We start from the raw sequence: 17,527 nt of genomic DNA on the forward strand, positions 1-17,527 counted from the left end.
GCGGCAACGCATTGCGTCAAGGCGGTACTGTACTGATGCCAGTCAGTGAGATAAAGACGGCTGATTCGGCATGAGTGTTCGAACCGGATGAACAATGTGCCCGGGCGCCAGTATCGTGAACCGGCGCTTCGCGCGGTACGTGGCGAGCGTCAGCGCCCCTGGCTGGGCAGCAGCGGTTCGATCGCGCTCCAGAGTTGGTCGGGCGTATCGACGCAGGCCTCGGCGGCCCAGGTCGTGATGTTCTCGTCCTGGCCCAGGTAGCCGTACGCGGCCGCCACGGCGGGCATGCCGGCGGCATGGGCCGCCTGGATGTCGCGCAGGTCGTCGCCGACGTAGACGCAACGGTCGGTGGCGTAGCCGGCTTCGCGGGCCGCGTGCAGCAGCGGGGCAGGGTGGGGCTTGGCGTGCTCGGTGGTGTCGCCGCACACCAATACCGCGCTGTGCCGCGTCAGGCCCAGGAACTCGACGATGGGCAAGGTAAGGTGGGTGACCTTGTTGGTTACGATGCCCCAGGCCAGGCCCTGCGCGCGTATCTGCTCGAGCAATGCCGGTATGCCGGGAAACAATTGGCTGTGTACCGTGGAGCCGGCTGCATAGTCGTGCAGGAACTGCTGGCGGGCGGGCTCGTATTCGGGATGATCGGGCAGCAGGCCCAGCGCCACGCGCAACAGGCCGCGCGCGCCTTGCGACGCCACCGGGCGCAACGCTTCGTACGGCAGGGGTTCCATGCCGCGCCGCATGCGCTGGCGGTTCGCCGCGGCAGCCAGGTCGGGGGCGGTGTCGGCCAGTGTGCCGTCGAAATCAAACAGGATCAGGGCGCTCATTTGCGGGTGGCCATCAGGTAGTTTACAGAGGTGTCGTCGGTCAGGCGGTACACCTGGGTGATGGGGTTGTATTCCATGCCGCGCATGCCGACGGGCTGCAGCCCGGCCTGGCGGGCCGAGGCGGCCAGCTCGCTGGGCTTGATGAATTGCTCGTGGCTATGGGTGCCGCGCGGCAGCAGGCGCAACACGTATTCGGCGCCGACAATCGCGTACAGGAACGATTTGGCGTTGCGGTTCAGGGTGGAAAAGAACACCCAGCCGCCCGGCTTGACCAGTTCTGCGCAGGCGCGCACCACCGACCCGGGGTCGGGGACGTGTTCCAGCATTTCCATGCAGGTCACGACGTCGTAGTGGCCGGGCTGTTCGATGGCCAGGTCTTCCACGGGTACGGCACGATATTCAACCTGTACGCCGGATTCCAGGCCGTGCAGGCGCGCGACTTTCAGTGAACGCTCGGCCAGGTCGATACCGGTGACGCGGGCGCCGGCCACCGCCATGCTTTCTGACAGGATGCCGCCACCGCAGCCGACATCAAGCACGGTTTTGCCGGCGAGGCTGCCCGCGCATTCCTGGATCCAGCCCAGGCGCAGCGGGTTGATGGCGTGCAGGGGCTTGAATTCGCTTTCCGGGTCCCACCATTGGGCGGCAAGGGCGGCGAACTTGTCGAGTTCGGCCTGATCTGCGTTGACGCCGGGGCGGGCGGTGGCGGAGGCTTGGGTCGTCATGGGCATCAGGGCGCGCGGCGCCGGAATGAAAAAAGGGCCTCGCAAAGCGAGGCCCTTCATTGTAGCGGTTAGCGCGTCGATTAACGGCGGCTACCCACGACTTCAATCTCAACGCGGCGGTTCTGGGCACGGCCTTCACGCGTCTTGTTGGAAGCGATGGGCTGCAGTTCGCCCTTGCCTTCCGTGTAGATGCGGTTGGGGTCGATGCCGAGGCTGACCAGGTAGGCCTTGACCGAAGCGGCACGACGCTCGGACAGACCTTGGTTGTACTGTTCGGTACCGATCGAGTCGGTGTGGCCGACGGCGATGATGGTCTCGAGGTTGATGCCCTGGGCTTGCTGAGCGACTTGCTGCAGCAGCTGGCGGCCTTCCGGCTTCAGGGTCGACTTGTCGAAGTCGAAGAAGGTGTCGGCATTGAAGACAACCTTGGTGGCCATGGGCGTCGGCTTGGCGGCGGGCGCTTGAGCAACGGGAACGCCGTCGCAGCCGGGGATGCCGGTGGCGGGGGTCCAGAAGGCGTCGCGCCAGCACAGTTCATTCGTGCCGTTCATCCACACGTCGCCGAACGGATTGCGCCAGTTGTCCACGGTTTGCGCGGAAGCTGCACCGGAAGCCGTAATGGCGGCGAAGGCGAGCGCCAGAGCGAATTTGGAGGGTTTGTTCATGTTTCTCCTCGTTGAGCTTGAAGCTGGATAAGTGACTCGCAGCGAACCCCCGCCGCATATCAGGAAAACGGGGCCAGTATAGCAACGCCCAGAAAAGGTTCAAAGGATCGCTACTGGGTCTCCTGCGTGCTGGAAACAATGTTAAGGCATTTGATGACCTTTGGCTTCCTCGGAAAGCCGCATTGGTGCTGGATATGAGCTTTTCTTCCCTGTGTGCCGCAGGGATGTTGGTTTTTGACAACAGGCGTGTTCCGGCCGGTTTGTGCGACCCCGGCGACGGCTTCAAGGCCCCTGAACCGGGGCATCCGGTGATCGGGTGATAGAATTTCCTGTTTGCCCGGCTCGGGTTTCCCTCTTACTTGACTCAGTCGCTCTATATATATGGATTCCTTCGCCAAGGAGACGCTTCCGGTATCGCTGGAAGAAGAGATGCGTCGCAGCTACCTGGATTACGCCATGAGCGTGATCGTCGGACGGGCGCTGCCAGACGTGCGCGACGGCCTCAAGCCGGTGCATCGGCGCGTGCTGTATGCCATGCACGAGCTCAACAACGATTGGAACCGGGCCTATAAGAAGTCCGCCCGTATCGTGGGTGATGTTATCGGTAAGTATCACCCCCACGGCGACCAATCGGTATACGACACCATCGTGCGGATGGCGCAGGATTTTTCCATGCGCTACATGCTGGTCGACGGCCAGGGCAACTTCGGCTCCATCGACGGCGACAGTGCCGCGGCGATGCGGTATACCGAGGTCCGCCTGGCCAAGATCGCCCACGAACTGCTCGCCGACATCGACCAGGAAACCGTCGATTTCGGCCCGAACTACGACGGCAGCGAGCAAGAGCCGCTGCTGTTGCCGTCGCGCCTGCCCAACCTGCTGGTCAACGGCAGCTCGGGCATCGCGGTGGGCATGGCCACCAACATTCCGCCGCACAACCTGGCGGAAGTCGTCGACGGCTGCCTGTATTGCCTGCGCAACCCGGATTGCTCGATCGACGAGCTCATCGAGATCATCCCGGCGCCCGATTTCCCCACCGGGGGCATCATCTACGGCATGGCCGGCGTGCGCGAAGGCTACCGCACCGGCCGGGGCCGCGTGGTCATGCGCGCCAAGACCCACTTCGAAGACATGGAAAGGGGCAACCGGCAGGCCATCGTGGTCGACGCCATTCCCTACCAGGTCAACAAAAAAACGCTCCAGGAGCGCATCGCCGATCTGGTCAACGAGAAAAAGATCGAAGGCATTGCCGATATCCGGGACGAGTCCGACAAGGACGGCATGCGCCTGGTCATCGAGCTCAAGCGCGGCGAAGTGCCCGAGGTCGTTCTCAATAACCTGTACAAGAATACCCAGCTGCAGGACACCTTCGGGATGAACCTGGTGGCGCTGGTCGACGGCCAGCCGCGCCTGCTCAACCTGAAGCAGCTGATCTCGTACTTCCTGCAGCACCGCCGCGAAGTCGTCACGCGCCGTACCGTATTCCAGCTGCGCAAGGCGCGCGAACGCGGCCACGTGCTCGAAGGCCTGGCCGTGGCGCTGGCAAACATCGATGATTTCATCGCCATCATCAAGGCGGCGCCCACGCCGCCGGTGGCGCGCCAGGAACTGATGTCGCGTTCCTGGGATTCGTCGCTGGTGCGCGAAATGCTGTCGCGGTCGGACCTGGACGCCGTGGGCGGCCGGGCGGCGTTCCGCCCCGACGGCCTGCCCGAGAACTTCGGCCTGCAGGGCGATGGCCTGTACCGCCTGAGCGACATCCAGGCGCAGGAAATCCTGAACATGCGCCTGCAACGCCTGACCGGGCTCGAGCAGGACAAGATCGTCGGCGAATACAAAGACGTCATGGCCAATATTGCCGACCTGCTCGACATCCTGGCCAAGCCCGAGCGCATCACCGTCATCATCGGGGACGAACTGCAGGCCATCAAGGCCGAATTCTCGACCGGTACCAAGGATACCCGCCGTTCGGAAATCGAATTCAATGCCACCGAACTCGAAACCGAAGACCTGATCACGCCCACCGATATGGTGGTGACGCTGTCGCATGCCGGCTATATCAAGAGCCAGCCCTTGTCCGAATACCGTGCACAGAAGCGCGGCGGGCGCGGCAAGCAGGCTACGGCCATGAAAGAAGACGACTGGATCGACCAGCTCTTCATTGCCAATACGCACAATTACCTGCTTTGCTTCTCCGACCGGGGCCGGGTCTACTGGCTGAAGGTCTGGGAAGTTCCCCAGGGCACGCGCGGCTCGCGCGGCAGGCCCATCGTCAATATGTTCCCGCTGGCCGATGGCGAGAAGATCACGGTGGTGCTGCCGGTCAAGGAATTCAGCGAAGACAGCTTCGTCTTCATGGCGACCTCGCGCGGCACGGTCAAGAAGACGCCGCTTTCCGATTTTTCGAATCCGCGCAAGGCGGGCATTATTGCCGTTGCGCTGGACGAGGGCGATTACCTCATCGGCGCCGACGTTACCGATGGCAAGCACGACGTCATGCTGTTCTCGGACGCGGGCAAGGCCGTGCGCTTCGACGAGAACGATGTGCGTCCCATGGGCCGCAACGCGCGCGGCGTGCGCGGCATGACGCTCGAAGAGAGCCAGTCGGTAATCGCGCTGCTGGTGGCGCACGACGAATCGCAAAGCGTGCTTACCGCCACGGAAAACGGCTATGGCAAGCGCACGTCCATCGTCGAGTACACGCGTCACGGCCGCGGCACCAAGGGCATGATCGCCATCCAGACCACCTCGCGCAACGGCAAGGTGGTCGGCGCCGTGCTGGTGCGGCCGTCCGACGAAATCATGCTCATCACTACGGGTGGCGTGCTGGTGCGTACCCGCGTCAGTGAAATCCGCGAAATGGGGCGCGCGACCCAAGGCGTGACGCTGATCAGCGTCGATGACGGCAGCAGCCTGTCCGGCGTGCGTCGCGTAGTGGAAAGCGACGCCGACGTCGATGACGAAGACACCGACGCGACGGATGCCGGCGACGGCGAATCCGGCGCCTCGACCGAACCGACCGAACCTACGGAGCAATAATGGCTCGCCCCTGGAATTTCTCGGCAGGCCCGTCGGCCTTGCCCGAGACGGTGTTGCAACAGGTTGCCGCCGAAATGCTGGACTGGAACGGCAGCGGCATGTCCGTGATGGAAATGAGCCATCGGGGCAAGCATTTCGTGCAGATCTGCGACCAGGCCGAGGCCGATCTGCGCGAGCTGCTGAACGTGCCCGCCGACTACGCCATTATGTTCATGCAAGGGGGCGGCCTGGGTGAGAACGCCATCGTGCCCATGAACCTCATCGGGCGGCGGGGCGATCCGGCGGCCGATTTTGTGCTGACCGGCCATTGGTCGACGCGCTCGCACAAAGAAGCCGGCCGCTACGGCGACACACATGTGGCGGCCAGCAGCGGCGTGGCCACGACAATCGACGGTTGCGAGCAGGCGCCCTGGACGTGGGTGCCGCCCGTCGACACCTGGCAGGTGCGGCGGCACGCCGCCTATCTGCATTTCTGCAGCAATGAAACCATCCACGGCGTCGAATTCAACGACTGGCCGGACCTGGCTACGTTGGGCGCGCCCGATGTGCCCCTGGTGGTCGATGCGTCGTCGCACTTCCTTTCGCGCCCCATGGACATCACCCGGGCCGGGCTGGTGTTTGCGGGGGCCCAGAAAAATGCAGGCCCCGCCGGCGTCACCGTGGTGATCGCGCGCCGCGATCTCATCGGCAAGGCCTTGCCGATCTGCCCCTCGGCATTCGACTACGCCAACGTGGCGGCCGAGCATTCGCGCTACAACACTCCGCCTGCTTTTGCGATCTATGTCGCGGGGCTGGTGTTCAAGTGGGTCAAGGCGCAGGGCGGGGTGGCCGGCATGGAAGCGGCCAACCGCGCCAAGGCCGATCTGCTGTATGGCTACCTGGACAGCACCGGGTTCTACCGCAATCCCGTGCATGGCCCCGTGCGTTCGCGCATGAACGTGCCGTTCGTGCTGCGCGACGAATCGCTCAATGCCGCCTTCCTGCAGGGCGCCGAGGCCGCCGGGCTGATGCAGCTCAAGGGCCACAAGAGCGTAGGGGGCATGCGCGCCTCGATCTATAACGCCATGCCGCTGGACGGCGTGCACGCGCTGGTCGCCTACATGCAGGATTTCGAGCGCCGCCATGGCTGATTCCCTGCAAGACCAGCTCAAGCCGCTGCGCGAGCGCATCGATGCCATCGACGCGCAGATTCTCGAACTTTTGGGGCAGCGTGCCCGTGCGGCGCTGGAGGTCGGCGACGTCAAGCATGCGGCCGCCGCGGATGGGCCGGTGCTGCGTCCCGAGCGCGAAGCCCAGATCATCCGCCGGCTGCAGCAGATGAACCCCGGCCCTTTCCCCGACGACGCCGTCGGTGCTGTCTGGACGGAGATCATTTCGGCGTGCCGCGGGCTGGAACGCGGCATGACGGTCGCCTACCTGGGGCCGGCCGGCTCTTTTTCCGAACAGGCCGCCCATGAGCAGTTCGGCCGCGCGGTACGCTCGCTGCCCTGTCCCTCTTTCGACGAGGTGTTCCGGGCGGTAGAGGCGGGGCAGGCCGATGTGGGTATGGTGCCGGTCGAAAATTCCACCGAAGGGGCGGTGAACCGCACGCTCGACCTGTTGCTGAATTCGTCCCTGAAAATACTGGGCGAGCGTTCGCTGGACATCCGCCACTGCCTGATGACCCGCAGCGGCGCCATGGATGGCGTCAAGGCTATTGCGGCGCACCCGCAGGCGCTGGCGCAATGTCAGGCGTGGCTCAACCGCAACTATCCCGCCCTGGAGCAGGTGGCCGAGTCCAGCAATTCCGAGGCGGCGCGCGTGGCTGCGTCCGACCCGACGATTGCCGCCATTGCCGGCGAAAGCGCGGCGCCGGCCTGGAAGCTGCAGGTTGTGGCCGCGGGGATCCAGGACGACCCGCAGAATCGCACGCGATTCCTGGCCGTGGGCGAATTCCAGCCGCTGCCATCCGGCAAGGACAAGACCAGCCTGATCCTGGCCGTGCCCAACCGCGCGGGCGCCGTCTACGACATGCTTGCCCCGCTGGCGGCCAATGGCGTTTCGATGACCCGTTTCGAGTCGCGCCCCGCCCGCACCGGGCAGTGGGAATACTACTTCTACGTCGACGTGCTGGGGCATCGCGATGACCCCCACGTTGCCCGCGCCCTGGCCGACCTGCAGAGCCAGGTGGCCTTCATCAAGGTGCTGGGCTCGTACCCGGCACAGTAACTTCCTTGCGTGCGCGCATCCCATGACATCCGCTATCAAGCCGTTGATTGCTCCCGCTCACATCAGCGCGATTGCGCCGTATCAGGCGGGCAAACCCATTGAAGAGCTCGCACGCGAGTTCGGCCTGGACCCGGCCGGCATCGTCAAGCTCGCGTCGAACGAGAACCCCCTGGGCATGCCCGAGACCGCGCGCGCCGCGCTGGCAGGCGCGGCCGCCACGCTGGCGCGCTATCCGGACCCCAACGGTTACGACCTGAAGGTGGCGCTGGGGCAGCGCTACGGCGTGCCGATGAACTGGCTCACGCTGGGCAACGGTTCCAACGACATTCTCGAGATCGCCGCGCTGGCGCTGCTCGAGCCGGGCGCGTCCGCGGTATATGCGCAGCATTCGTTCGTGGTGTATCGGCTGGCCACGCAGGCTCGCGGCGCCCGCCATATCCAGGTGCCGGCCGTCGATTACGGGCACGACCTGGACGCCATGTTCGACGCCATTGCGGACGATACCCGCGTCGTGTTCATTGCCAACCCCAACAATCCCACCGGCACCTTTGTCACCGGCGATGATGTGGCGGCGTTCCTGGCCCGCGTGCGCCAGGCGCATGGCGAGCGCGTCATCGTGGTGCTGGACGAAGCCTATAACGAATACCTGGACCCCGACCTGCGCTTCGACAGCGTGGCCCTGGTGCGCCAGTATCCCAACCTGTTGGTGTCGCGCACGTTTTCCAAGGCCTATGGGTTGGCCGGATTGCGCGTGGGCTATGCCGTGGCGCAACCGGGCCTGACCGATCTGCTCAACCGAGTGCGCCAGCCGTTCAATGTGAACACGCTGGCCCAGGCTGCCGCCATTGCGGCGCTGGAAGACGCCGCGTTCCTGGCGCGTTCGTACGAATTGAACAAGGCCGGCAAGCAGCAGCTGTGCCAGGCATTCGACACGTTGTCGCTGCGCTATGTGCCCAGCTTCGGCAACTTCGTGCTGGTGCATGTGGGCGACGCAGCGCGCATCAATCTCGAACTGCTCAAGCGGGGCGTCATCGTGCGGCCGGTCGCGGGCGACGGCCTGCCCGAATGGCTGCGCGTCACGATCGGCCTGCCCGAAGAGAATCAGCGGTTCATCGCGGCGCTTACCGACGTTCTGGCAACATGACGCGCGCGTTGACCGGCACCACGGCCCATGTGGCGGAAAATCCGCTGATTCCGGTCCTGGCGGTGGTTGGCGTGGGCCTGATCGGCGGGTCGGCCGCGCTGGCGCTGCGCCGCGCGGGCCAGGTCGGGCGCGTGCTGGGCGTCGGGCGCAATGCCCAATCGCTGGAGCGCGCCCGGGACCTGGGCATCATCGACGCCGCAGCGACATTGCAGCAGGCGGCCGAACAGGCCGATGTCATTCTGCTGGCCACGCCGGTGGGCGGTCTGGGCGGCCTGCTGGCCCAGATGCGCCCGCACCTGCGTCATGACGCCGTGCTGACCGACGCGGGCAGCACCAAGGCCGAGGTCGTGGCGGCCGCGCGGGCGGCGCTGGGCGAACGGGTCGGCCAGTTCGTGCCGGGGCACCCCGTGGCCGGCGCCGAGCGCAGCGGCCCGGAGGCGGCCGACGCGGCCCTGTACCAACGCCGCACGGTCATCCTGACGCCATTGCCCCAGAACGCGCCCGCCGCCGTGGAGCATGTCCGGGCGCTGTGGCAGGCCTGCGGCGCCCACGTCATCGATATGGACGCCGGTGCGCACGACCGGGTGCTTGCCTCGGTAAGCCATATGCCGCACCTGCTGGCCGCGGCCTACATGGGCCAGGTGGCTGCCGCCGAAGACGCGGCCGGGCGCCTGGCGCTGGCCGGCTCCGGTTTCCGGGACTTCACCCGCATCGCGGCCGGATCGCCCGAGATGTGGCGCGACATTTTCCTGTCGAATCGTGACGCGTTGCGTGTCGAACTGGCGGCAGTAAGAGCGGTGCTCGATGAGTTCGAGCAGGCAATGGCGCGGGGCGATGGCCCCGCCCTCGAGGCGCTGCTGGCGCGCGCCGCCCAGGCTCGCCGCGATTGGCGCAAGGAGTAATGCAGCATGAGCGCAACCCCTTATCTTGATCTGCCCCGCGCGCGACGGGCGCGGGGGCAGGTGGCCTTGCCGGGGTCCAAGAGCATTTCCAACCGTGTATTGCTGCTGGCGGCCCTGGCCGGCGGGCGCACCGAGATTTCCGGCTTGCTGGATTCGGACGATACCCGCGTCATGCTTGCGGCACTGCGCCAGCTGGGCGTGGCGGTGGATGACGCCGGGCCGGGCAGGGTGGTGGTGACCGGCGCGGGGCGTTTTCCGGTGAAGCAGGCCGAACTGTTCCTGGGCAATGCCGGTACCGCTTTCCGGCCCCTGACCGCGGCGCTGGCGCTGATGAACGGGCAATACCGTCTTGGCGGCGTGCCGCGCATGCACGAACGGCCCATTGGCGATCTGGTCGATGCGCTGCGGCAGTGGGGCGCGCAAATCGACTACCTGGCCCACGACGGCTATCCGCCGCTGCAGATCGGCGCCGGCCAGGTTCGCGCCGGCGCGCCCGCGCGCGTACAGGGGGCCGTGTCCAGCCAGTTTCTGACCGCGCTGTTGCTGGCCGCGCCCGTGCTGGCGCAAGGTAGCGACACGCCCGTGGTCATCGAAGTCGCTGGCGAACTGATCTCCAAGCCTTACATCGAAATCACGCTGAACCTGATGGCGCGCTATGGTGTGCAGGTACAGCGGGATGGCTGGCGCAGCTTTACCGTGCCGCCCGGCGCAGCGTATCGCAGCCCGGGTGCCATCGCGGTCGAGGGCGATGCGTCGTCGGCGTCGTATTTCCTGGCGCTGGGCGCCATCGGCGGCGGCCCGGTGCGCGTCACGGGCGTGGGCGCCGACAGCATACAGGGCGACGTGGCGTTTGCCCGCACACTGGCCGACATGGGCGCGCAGGTGGAGTTTGGCCCCGACTGGATCCAGGCGCGCGGCGTGCAGGTGGGCCAGGGCCAGCGCCTGAAGGCGTTCGACGCCGATTTCAACCTGATCCCCGATGCCGCCATGACGGCGGCCGCCCTGGCGCTTTATGCCGACGGCCCCTGCCGCCTGCGCAATATCGGCAGTTGGCGCGTCAAGGAAACCGACCGCATACACGCCATGCATACCGAGCTTGCCAAGCTGGGCGCCACGGTAGAATCCGGGCCCGACTGGCTGCGGGTGACGCCGCCGGCCCCCGGCTCCTGGCGCGACGCGCACATCGGCACGTACGACGACCATCGCATGGCGATGTGCTTTTCGCTGGCGGCCTTCGGCCCGGCGGCGGTGCGCATCCTCGACCCGGGCTGCGTAAGCAAGACCTTCCCCGATTATTTCGACGTATACGCCGGCCTGGTGTCCGGCGAGCCCGATCGCCATGACGACTGAACCTTCTGCTCGCGCCAGCGCCGTGCCGGTAATCGCCATCGACGGCCCCACCGCTTCCGGCAAGGGCACCGTCGCCCATCGGGTGGCCCGGGCGCTGGGCTGGTCGGTGCTCGACAGCGGCGCCCTTTATCGCCTGACCGCGCTGGCCGCCATGAACCGCGGGCTGCCGGCCGAAGACGAGCCGGGCGTGGCGCGCGCGGCCCGCGAGCTCGACGTGCGTTTCGAAGGCGCGCAAGTCTATCTCGACGGCGTCGAGGTGGCCGACGCCATCCGGCAGGAGCAGGTCGGCAATTTCGCGTCGCGCGTGGCCGCGTATCCCGCAGTGCGGCTGGCTCTGCTCGAGCGCCAGCGCGCCTTCCGGACGCCTCCCGGGCTGGTGGCCGACGGCCGCGACATGGGCACGGTGGTGTTCCCCGATGCCGCCCTGAAGGTGTTCCTCGTCGCAGATGTCGAGGCCAGGGCCGAAAGGCGCTGTAAGCAGTTGATCGACAAGGGAATTTCTGCTAATCTAGCCGATCTTTTGCGCGACCTGCGCGAACGCGATGCGCGCGATATGCAGCGCAGCGCGGCGCCGCTGGTGCCAGCGGCCGATGCACACGTGCTTGATTCGTCAAGCCTGACCATCGACCAAACGGTGCAGGCGGTACTTGATTTCTGGAAAAATTCAGGCCCTGACGGCGGGTCGTAGTCACCGGGCGGTGTCCCGGGCCATGGCTGCCGGCAGGTTCATTCACTCCACTGTCGCGGGCAATCCGCTTCGGTGTGTTTTTAACGGCCATTCCGGCCCAATGGATTTCAACCCCATGTCTTCCGTTTCCACCCCCGCCACCGGCGGCGAAAGCTTCGCCGACCTCTTCGCAGAAAGCCTCAAGACCCAGGACATGAAGTCCGGCGAAGTCATCAGCGCCGAAGTCGTCCGCGTCGACCACAACTTCGTCGTCGTCAACGCCGGCCTGAAGTCCGAGGCTCTTATTCCCCTGGAAGAGTTCCTGAACGACCAGGGCGAACTCGAAGTGCAACCCGGCGATTTCGTCTCGGTGGCCATCGATTCCCTGGAAAACGGCTACGGCGACACCATCCTGTCGCGCGATCGCGCCAAGCGCCTGTCGGCCTGGCTGCAGCTCGAGCAAGCCCTCGAGAACGGCGAGCTGGTCACCGGCACCATCACCGGCAAGGTCAAGGGCGGCCTCACCGTCATGACCAACGGTATCCGCGCCTTCCTGCCCGGTTCGCTGGTCGACCTGCGTCCCGTCAAGGACACCACCCCCTACGAGGGCAAGACCCTCGAGTTCAAGGTCATCAAGCTCGATCGCAAGCGCAATAACGTCGTGCTGTCGCGCCGCCAGGTGCTGGAAGCCAGCATGGGCGAAGAGCGCCAGAAACTGCTCGAAACCCTGCACGAAGGCGCAGTGGTCAAGGGCGTGGTCAAGAACATCACCGACTACGGCGCGTTCGTCGACCTGGGCGGCATCGATGGCCTGCTGCACATCACCGATATGGCCTGGCGTCGTGTCCGTCATCCTTCCGAAGTGCTGCAAGTCGGCCAGGAAGTCGAAGCCAAGGTCCTCAAGTTCGACCAGGAAAAGAGCCGCGTCTCGCTGGGCGTCAAGCAGCTGGGCGAAGATCCGTGGGTCGGCCTGGCCCGCCGCTATCCGCAAGGCACCCGCCTGTTCGGCAAGGTGACCAACCTGACCGACTACGGCGCGTTCGTCGAAGTGGAAGCCGGCATCGAAGGCCTGGTGCACGTCTCCGAAATGGACTGGACCAACAAGAACGTCGACCCGCGCAAGGTGGTTACCCTGGGCGAAGAAGTCGAAGTCATGGTCCTGGAAATCGACGAAGACCGTCGTCGCATCTCGCTGGGCATGAAGCAGTGCCGCCAGAACCCGTGGGAAGAATTCGCCACCAACTTCAAGCGTGGCGACAAGGTCCGCGGCGCCATCAAGTCGATCACCGACTTCGGCGTGTTTGTCGGTCTGCCCGGCGGCATCGACGGCCTGGTGCACCTGTCCGACCTGTCCTGGACCGAATCGGGCGAAGAAGCCGTGCGCAACTTCAAGAAGGGCGACGAAATCGAGGCCGTGGTACTGGGCATCGATACCGACAAGGAACGCATCTCGCTGGGCATCAAGCAGCTTGAAGGCGATCCTTTCAACAACTTCGTTGCCACCTACGACAAGGGCGCCGTGGTGCCTGGCGTGGTCAAGTCGGTCGAGCCCAAGGGCGCGGTCGTGACCCTGTCGGTCGACGTCGAAGGCTATCTGCGTGCTTCCGAGATCTCGTCGGGCCGCGTGGAAGACGCCACCACCGTGCTGAAGGCCGGCGACAACATCGAAGCCATGATCGTCAACATCGATCGCAAGACGCGTTCGATCCAGCTGTCGATCAAGGCTCGCGATAACGCCGAAACCGCCGACACGATCCAGCGCATGTCCGAAGCCAGCGCCTCCTCGGGTACCACCAACCTGGGCGCGCTGCTCAAGGCCAAGCTGGACCAACAGCGCAACGACGGCTGATAGTGACCAAGTCGGAGCTGATCGCCGCATTGGCGGCCCGCTATCCCCAGCTGGCCGCCCGCGACACCGATTACGCGGTCAAGACCATGCTCGATGCAATGACCCAGGCCCTGGCCTCGGGCCAGCGCATCGAGATCCGTGGGTTTGGCAGCTTTTCGTTGTCGCAGCGCTCACCCCGCATCGGGCGCAACCCCAAGTCGGGCGAGCAGGTGCTGGTGCCTGGCAAACAGGTGCCGCATTTCAAGGCCGGCAAAGAACTGCGCGAGCGGGTCGACCTGGCCGGTGACGCGGCGGCATCACCGCCGCCCGCTGGCGACGCCTCGGACGAATCCCAGCCCACGCTGCTTGGCGCTCACGCCATGTAGCTGCGCAGGTTCGCCGGGCACGGCCCGCATGCAAAGCCCCTTGATTCGTCAAGGGGCTTTGTTTTGGCCGCCACACCCCGATACGCCGCAGGCAGGCCCGCGATCGCGCGGCATCGCAGGCGATATTTGCTGTTTAGCCTTGCCGGCTTACGCTTACAATTGATGTCTCGCGTTCTTGGAGCATGCGCCATGCGCTACTTTGTCTGGGCCCTGCGATTGCTCGTCTTCGTCGCCGTGCTGATGTTCGCGCTGAAGAACACCGACCCGGTCGCGGTCAAGTTCTATGCCGACTACGTCATACAAGACGTGCCGCTGATCGTGGTCATGCTGGCCACATTTGTGCTGGGCACGTTGTTCGGACTGCTGCTTACCGTTCCTGCTGCCATGCGCCGCCGCCGCGAAGCCATGCGCCTGCGCCGCGAGCTGGAACGCCTGCAGGCCGCCGCCGACGGCAAGCAGCCCGTCGTGGCGCCCGAAGCCATCGCACCCATGTCGCCGCTGTAATCGGCGGTTCTTTTTACTTTCTTACGACCGGAACAGAGCTCGCAGCGTGGATTTCGAACCTTGGTGGCTGATTTTCGTACCCGTGCTGTTCGCACTGGGCTGGCTGGCGGCACGATTTGATTTCCGGCAGATGCTGCGTGAAACGCGCACGCTGCCCGATTCATACTTCCGTGGCCTGAACTTCCTGCTCAATGAAGAGCCCGACCGCGCCATCGACGCCTTCGTCGAAGTCGCCAAGCTCGACCCCGAAACCACCGAACTGCACTTTGCCCTGGGCAGCCTGTTTCGCCGCAGGGGCGAAATGGAGCGGGCCATCCGCGTGCATCAAAGCCTGCTCAGTCGCTCCGACCTGCCCGAGGCCGAGCGCGAGCACGCACAGCACGAACTGGCCCATGACTTTCTCAAGGCCGGCATGCTCGACCGCGCCGAAGCGGCCTTCGAACAGCTGAAAGACACGCGTTACGCCCTGCCGGCGCTGCGCTCGCTGATCCGCATCTATGAGTCCGAGCACGACTGGGCGCGCGCCATCGAGGCAGTCAAGACCCTGCATGGCCTGGTCGACGAACCGGTGCCGCAGATCGTTCATTATTACTGCGAGCAGGCCCAGGCCGCGTTGTCGGCCAAGCCATTCGATGCCGATGCGGCGCACACCGCGCTGGACGCCGCCGATCATGCCGCCCGGCAGGTCGGCCAGGGCGAGGTCGGCAGCAAGCCCAGCAAGGTGCGCACCGGCCTGCTGCGGGCGCGGCTGGCGCAGCTCGAGCAAGACCCCAAGCGCGAACGCATGTACCTGGAGTCGATCCTGGCGGATGCGCCCGAGTACGCCGGGCTGGTCGCCGAGCAATTGCTCGCGAATTACCGCGCTGCCGACCAGGCCGCCGCCGGCCTGGAAGTGCTGCAGAAACAATACGCGCAACACCCTTCGCTGGACCTGTTCAATGTGGTGTTCCGCGAACTGCGCGTCCAGCAGGGCGCTGCGCCCGCGTGGGCCTTCGCTCGCGGCGCTTTGCGGCATCACCCTTCGCTGCTGGGGCTCGACCGCCTGCTCGAGGCCGAGCTGGGCAGCGCCAAATCTGGCGAGCAGGAGCATGGGCCGGTGCGCGGCGCCGACCTCAGCCTGCTGCGCAGCCTGATCCATAAACATACGCAGCGCCTGGACCGCTACGCCTGCCGCAATTGCGGCTTCCAGGCGCGGCGTTATTATTGGCAATGCCCGGGCTGCAATGCCTGGGAGACCTACGCGCCGCGCCGTCTGGAAGAACTTGAATGAAGCCATTTCCCGCCGAGGCCATTGCGGGCAGCCGTGTTCTGGTCGTGGGCGACGTCATGCTCGACCGTTATTGGTTCGGCGAAGTCGACCGTATCTCGCCCGAAGCGCCGGTGCCCGTGGTGCGCGTGGCGCGCCGTGAAGACCGCCTGGGGGGCGCGGCCAACGTCGCGCGCAACGTGGCGGCCCTGGGCGGCCAGGCCACGCTCATCGGCATTGTGGGCGCGGACGAGGCCGGCGCCAGCATAAGCCGGATGGCCACCCAGGAAGGCGTAGACGCCGACCTGGTTGCCGATGCCGAGCATCCCACCACGCTCAAGATGCGCGTGCTGGGCCGCCAGCAGCAATTGCTGCGTGTCGATTTCGAAGAGCAGCCCCGCACAGCCACGCTGGATGATCTCCAGGCCCGCTTCGAGCGGCACCTGGCCGGCCACGATGTGCTGGTGCTGTCCGACTACGCCAAGGGGGCGCTCGAACGCGTCGAATCGCTTATCGCCCAGGCACGCGCGGCGGGCATGCCCGTGCTGGTCGACCCCAAGGGCGATGATTACTCGCGTTACCGGGGCGCCACGCTAGTTACGCCCAACCGCGCCGAAATGCAGCAGGCGGTGGGGCGCTGGAGTTCCGAATCCCAACTGACCGAGCGCGCCCAGCAGCTGCGCGCCGATCTCGATATCGAAGCCCTGCTGATCACGCGGTCCGAGCAGGGCATGACGCTATTTACCGCGGAGGGGCGCGAGCACGTCGATGCGCAGGCGCACGAAGTGTTCGATGTGTCGGGCGCGGGCGATACCGTGCTGGCCACCCTGGCCGCCATGCGCGCCATCGGCCTGCCCTGGGTCGACGCCATGGCGTGGGCCAACCGTGCCGGCGGCATCGTCGTCGGCAAACTGGGCACGTCGGTCGTGACCGCCGCAGAACTTGCAGGAGAACCCACATGATCGTCGTCACGGGCGCCGCCGGCTTCATCGGCAGCAACCTGGTGCGCGGGCTGAACCGCCGCGGCATCCAGGACATCATCGCGGTTGACGACCTGACCGAGGGCGACAAGTTCCTCAATCTGGTCGACTGTCGAATCGCCGATTACCTGGACAAAGATGACTTCCGCAGCCGTGTGCAGGCAGGGTCGCTGCCGCCGGTGCGCGCCGTGCTGCACCAGGGCGCATGCTCGGACACCACCGAGCGCAACGGCCGCTACATGCTCGACAACAACTACCGGGTCACGCTGGAATTGTTCGAGTATTGCCAGGCCCAACGCATTCCGTTTCTGTATGCGTCGTCTGCAGCCGTCTACGGCGGGTCGTCCGTCTATGTCGAAGACCCGGCCAACGAGCACCCGCTGAATGTCTATGGATATTCGAAGCTGCTGTTCGACCAGGTGCTGCGCACTCGCATGCACGCGCTGACGGCCCAGGTGGTGGGGTTGCGCTACTTCAACGTATACGGGCCCCACGAACAGCACAAGGGCCGCATGGCATCGGTGGCGTTCCACAACATGAACCAGTTCCTGTCCGAAGGCCACGTGCGCCTGTTTGCCGGCTGGGACGGTTATGCCGACGGCGGGCAAAGCCGCGATTTCATTTCGGTCGACGACGTGGTCGCCGTCAATCTGCATTTCCTCGACAACCCCCAGGTGTCGGGTATTTTCAATTGCGGCACGGGCCGTGCGCAGCCGTTCAACGATGTGGCCGCCACTGTCGTCAATACCTTGCGGCAAGAGCGCGGCGAAGCGGCCCTGCCGCTGGACAAGCTGGTCGAACAAGGGCTGCTGCGCTATATCCCTTTCCCCGACGACCTGAAAGGCCGCTACCAGAGTTATACGCAGGCCGACGTGGCGCAGCTGCGGGCCGCCGGCTTCACGGCCCCGATGCGCGATGTACAGACGGGCGTGGCGGAATACGTACGCTACTGGCGCGCGCGCAAAGCCTGACGCGCGGGCGTGGCCCCGTGGCGTAGTTCCACGGTGGACTTTCCCATTCAGTGCGTCGCCGCCCCAAGAGGCGACCGGCGCATCATGG

General features: G+C 65.6%; 16 protein-coding genes. 13 read left to right on the forward strand and 3 right to left on the reverse strand.

The window, feature by feature from the left end:
* Window positions 1–149 precede the first annotated feature (149 nt).
* The 3 genes from gph to ompA form a co-directional block, all read right to left on the reverse strand.
* Window positions 150–824: a phosphoglycolate phosphatase gene (gph, locus tag CAL19_RS05595; protein WP_094796223.1), complete on the reverse strand. Its 675-nt coding sequence runs from the start codon at window positions 822–824 to the stop codon at window positions 150–152.
* Window positions 821–1,549, reverse strand: coding sequence for a bifunctional 2-polyprenyl-6-hydroxyphenol methylase/3-demethylubiquinol 3-O-methyltransferase UbiG (ubiG, locus tag CAL19_RS05600; protein WP_026640512.1), 729 nt, complete (start codon window positions 1,547–1,549; stop codon window positions 821–823). Before ubiG ends, gph begins: the two co-directional genes overlap by 4 nt.
* Window positions 1,550–1,629: 80 nt before the next feature.
* Window positions 1,630–2,214: an outer membrane protein OmpA gene (gene ompA, locus CAL19_RS05605; protein WP_026640513.1), complete on the reverse strand. Its 585-nt coding sequence runs from the start codon at window positions 2,212–2,214 to the stop codon at window positions 1,630–1,632.
* Between the two features lie 381 nt (window positions 2,215–2,595).
* On the opposite strand from ompA, the gene gyrA reads away from it, so the two are divergent.
* From gyrA to rfaD, 13 genes are all read left to right on the forward strand, one after another.
* On the forward strand, window positions 2,596–5,253 hold the full coding sequence (gyrA, locus tag CAL19_RS05610) for a DNA gyrase subunit A (RefSeq protein WP_026640514.1): 2,658 nt from the start codon (window positions 2,596–2,598) through the stop codon (window positions 5,251–5,253).
* Window positions 5,253–6,383, forward strand: a complete 1,131-nt coding sequence (serC, locus tag CAL19_RS05615) for a 3-phosphoserine/phosphohydroxythreonine transaminase (RefSeq protein WP_038852473.1) — start codon at window positions 5,253–5,255, stop codon at window positions 6,381–6,383. Before gyrA ends, serC begins: the two co-directional genes overlap by 1 nt.
* Window positions 6,376–7,461: a prephenate dehydratase gene (gene pheA / locus CAL19_RS05620; RefSeq protein ID WP_094796224.1), complete on the forward strand. Its 1,086-nt coding sequence runs from the start codon at window positions 6,376–6,378 to the stop codon at window positions 7,459–7,461. Before serC ends, pheA begins: the two co-directional genes overlap by 8 nt.
* Before the next feature lie 22 nt (window positions 7,462–7,483).
* Window positions 7,484–8,605 carry a histidinol-phosphate transaminase gene (gene hisC, locus CAL19_RS05625; protein ID WP_026640517.1) on the forward strand — a complete coding sequence of 374 codons (1,122 nt, stop codon included), beginning with the start codon at window positions 7,484–7,486 and terminating at the stop codon, window positions 8,603–8,605.
* Window positions 8,602–9,507: a prephenate dehydrogenase gene (locus CAL19_RS05630; RefSeq protein ID WP_094796225.1), complete on the forward strand. Its 906-nt coding sequence runs from the start codon at window positions 8,602–8,604 to the stop codon at window positions 9,505–9,507. Before hisC ends, CAL19_RS05630 begins: the two co-directional genes overlap by 4 nt.
* 6 nt (window positions 9,508–9,513) lie before the next feature.
* Window positions 9,514–10,857 (forward strand): 3-phosphoshikimate 1-carboxyvinyltransferase, encoded by a 1,344-nt coding sequence (gene aroA / locus CAL19_RS05635; RefSeq protein WP_094796226.1) that lies wholly within the window; start codon window positions 9,514–9,516, stop codon window positions 10,855–10,857.
* Window positions 10,847–11,545: a (d)CMP kinase gene (gene cmk / locus CAL19_RS05640; RefSeq protein ID WP_094796227.1), complete on the forward strand. Its 699-nt coding sequence runs from the start codon at window positions 10,847–10,849 to the stop codon at window positions 11,543–11,545. The genes aroA and cmk overlap by 11 nt, the downstream gene beginning before the upstream one ends.
* Window positions 11,546–11,660: 115 nt before the next feature.
* Complete coding sequence (gene rpsA, locus CAL19_RS05645; protein ID WP_026640521.1) at window positions 11,661–13,373, forward strand: 30S ribosomal protein S1; 1,713 nt, start codon at window positions 11,661–11,663, stop codon at window positions 13,371–13,373.
* A 2-nt stretch (window positions 13,374–13,375) separates the two neighbouring features.
* Window positions 13,376–13,738, forward strand: coding sequence for an integration host factor subunit beta (locus CAL19_RS05650; protein WP_026640522.1), 363 nt, complete (start codon window positions 13,376–13,378; stop codon window positions 13,736–13,738).
* Between the two features lie 189 nt (window positions 13,739–13,927).
* Window positions 13,928–14,242: a lipopolysaccharide assembly protein LapA domain-containing protein gene (locus CAL19_RS05655; protein ID WP_026640523.1), complete on the forward strand. Its 315-nt coding sequence runs from the start codon at window positions 13,928–13,930 to the stop codon at window positions 14,240–14,242.
* A 46-nt stretch (window positions 14,243–14,288) separates the two neighbouring features.
* Complete coding sequence (gene lapB / locus CAL19_RS05660) at window positions 14,289–15,512, forward strand: lipopolysaccharide assembly protein LapB (protein WP_026640524.1); 1,224 nt, start codon at window positions 14,289–14,291, stop codon at window positions 15,510–15,512.
* Window positions 15,509–16,450, forward strand: coding sequence for a D-glycero-beta-D-manno-heptose-7-phosphate kinase (gene rfaE1 / locus CAL19_RS05665; protein ID WP_051423837.1), 942 nt, complete (start codon window positions 15,509–15,511; stop codon window positions 16,448–16,450). The genes lapB and rfaE1 overlap by 4 nt, the downstream gene beginning before the upstream one ends.
* A complete protein-coding gene (gene rfaD, locus CAL19_RS05670; RefSeq protein ID WP_026640525.1) occupies window positions 16,447–17,439 on the forward strand; it encodes an ADP-glyceromanno-heptose 6-epimerase in 993 nt (330 codons plus the stop codon). Before rfaE1 ends, rfaD begins: the two co-directional genes overlap by 4 nt.
* Window positions 17,440–17,527 lie beyond the last annotated feature (88 nt).

This window comes from Bordetella genomosp. 7 (genome assembly GCF_002261265.1).
Classification (GTDB): domain Bacteria; phylum Pseudomonadota; class Gammaproteobacteria; order Burkholderiales; family Burkholderiaceae_B; genus Bordetella_A.

Coding starts and splice junctions, on each gene's coding strand:
- gph (WP_094796223.1), bottom strand. CDS start 824: ATGAGCGCCCTGATCCTGTTTGATTTCGACGGCACACTGGCCGACACC.
- ubiG (WP_026640512.1), bottom strand. CDS start 1,549: ATGACGACCCAAGCCTCCGCCACCGCCCGCCCCGGCGTCAACGCAGAT.
- ompA (WP_026640513.1), bottom strand. CDS start 2,214: ATGAACAAACCCTCCAAATTCGCTCTGGCGCTCGCCTTCGCCGCCATT.
- gyrA (WP_026640514.1), top strand. CDS start 2,596: ATGGATTCCTTCGCCAAGGAGACGCTTCCGGTATCGCTGGAAGAAGAG.
- serC (WP_038852473.1), top strand. CDS start 5,253: ATGGCTCGCCCCTGGAATTTCTCGGCAGGCCCGTCGGCCTTGCCCGAG.
- pheA (WP_094796224.1), top strand. CDS start 6,376: ATGGCTGATTCCCTGCAAGACCAGCTCAAGCCGCTGCGCGAGCGCATC.
- hisC (WP_026640517.1), top strand. CDS start 7,484: ATGACATCCGCTATCAAGCCGTTGATTGCTCCCGCTCACATCAGCGCG.
- CAL19_RS05630 (WP_094796225.1), top strand. CDS start 8,602: ATGACGCGCGCGTTGACCGGCACCACGGCCCATGTGGCGGAAAATCCG.
- aroA (WP_094796226.1), top strand. CDS start 9,514: ATGAGCGCAACCCCTTATCTTGATCTGCCCCGCGCGCGACGGGCGCGG.
- cmk (WP_094796227.1), top strand. CDS start 10,847: ATGACGACTGAACCTTCTGCTCGCGCCAGCGCCGTGCCGGTAATCGCC.
- rpsA (WP_026640521.1), top strand. CDS start 11,661: ATGTCTTCCGTTTCCACCCCCGCCACCGGCGGCGAAAGCTTCGCCGAC.
- CAL19_RS05655 (WP_026640523.1), top strand. CDS start 13,928: ATGCGCTACTTTGTCTGGGCCCTGCGATTGCTCGTCTTCGTCGCCGTG.
- rfaE1 (WP_051423837.1), top strand. CDS start 15,509: ATGAAGCCATTTCCCGCCGAGGCCATTGCGGGCAGCCGTGTTCTGGTC.
- rfaD (WP_026640525.1), top strand. CDS start 16,447: ATGATCGTCGTCACGGGCGCCGCCGGCTTCATCGGCAGCAACCTGGTG.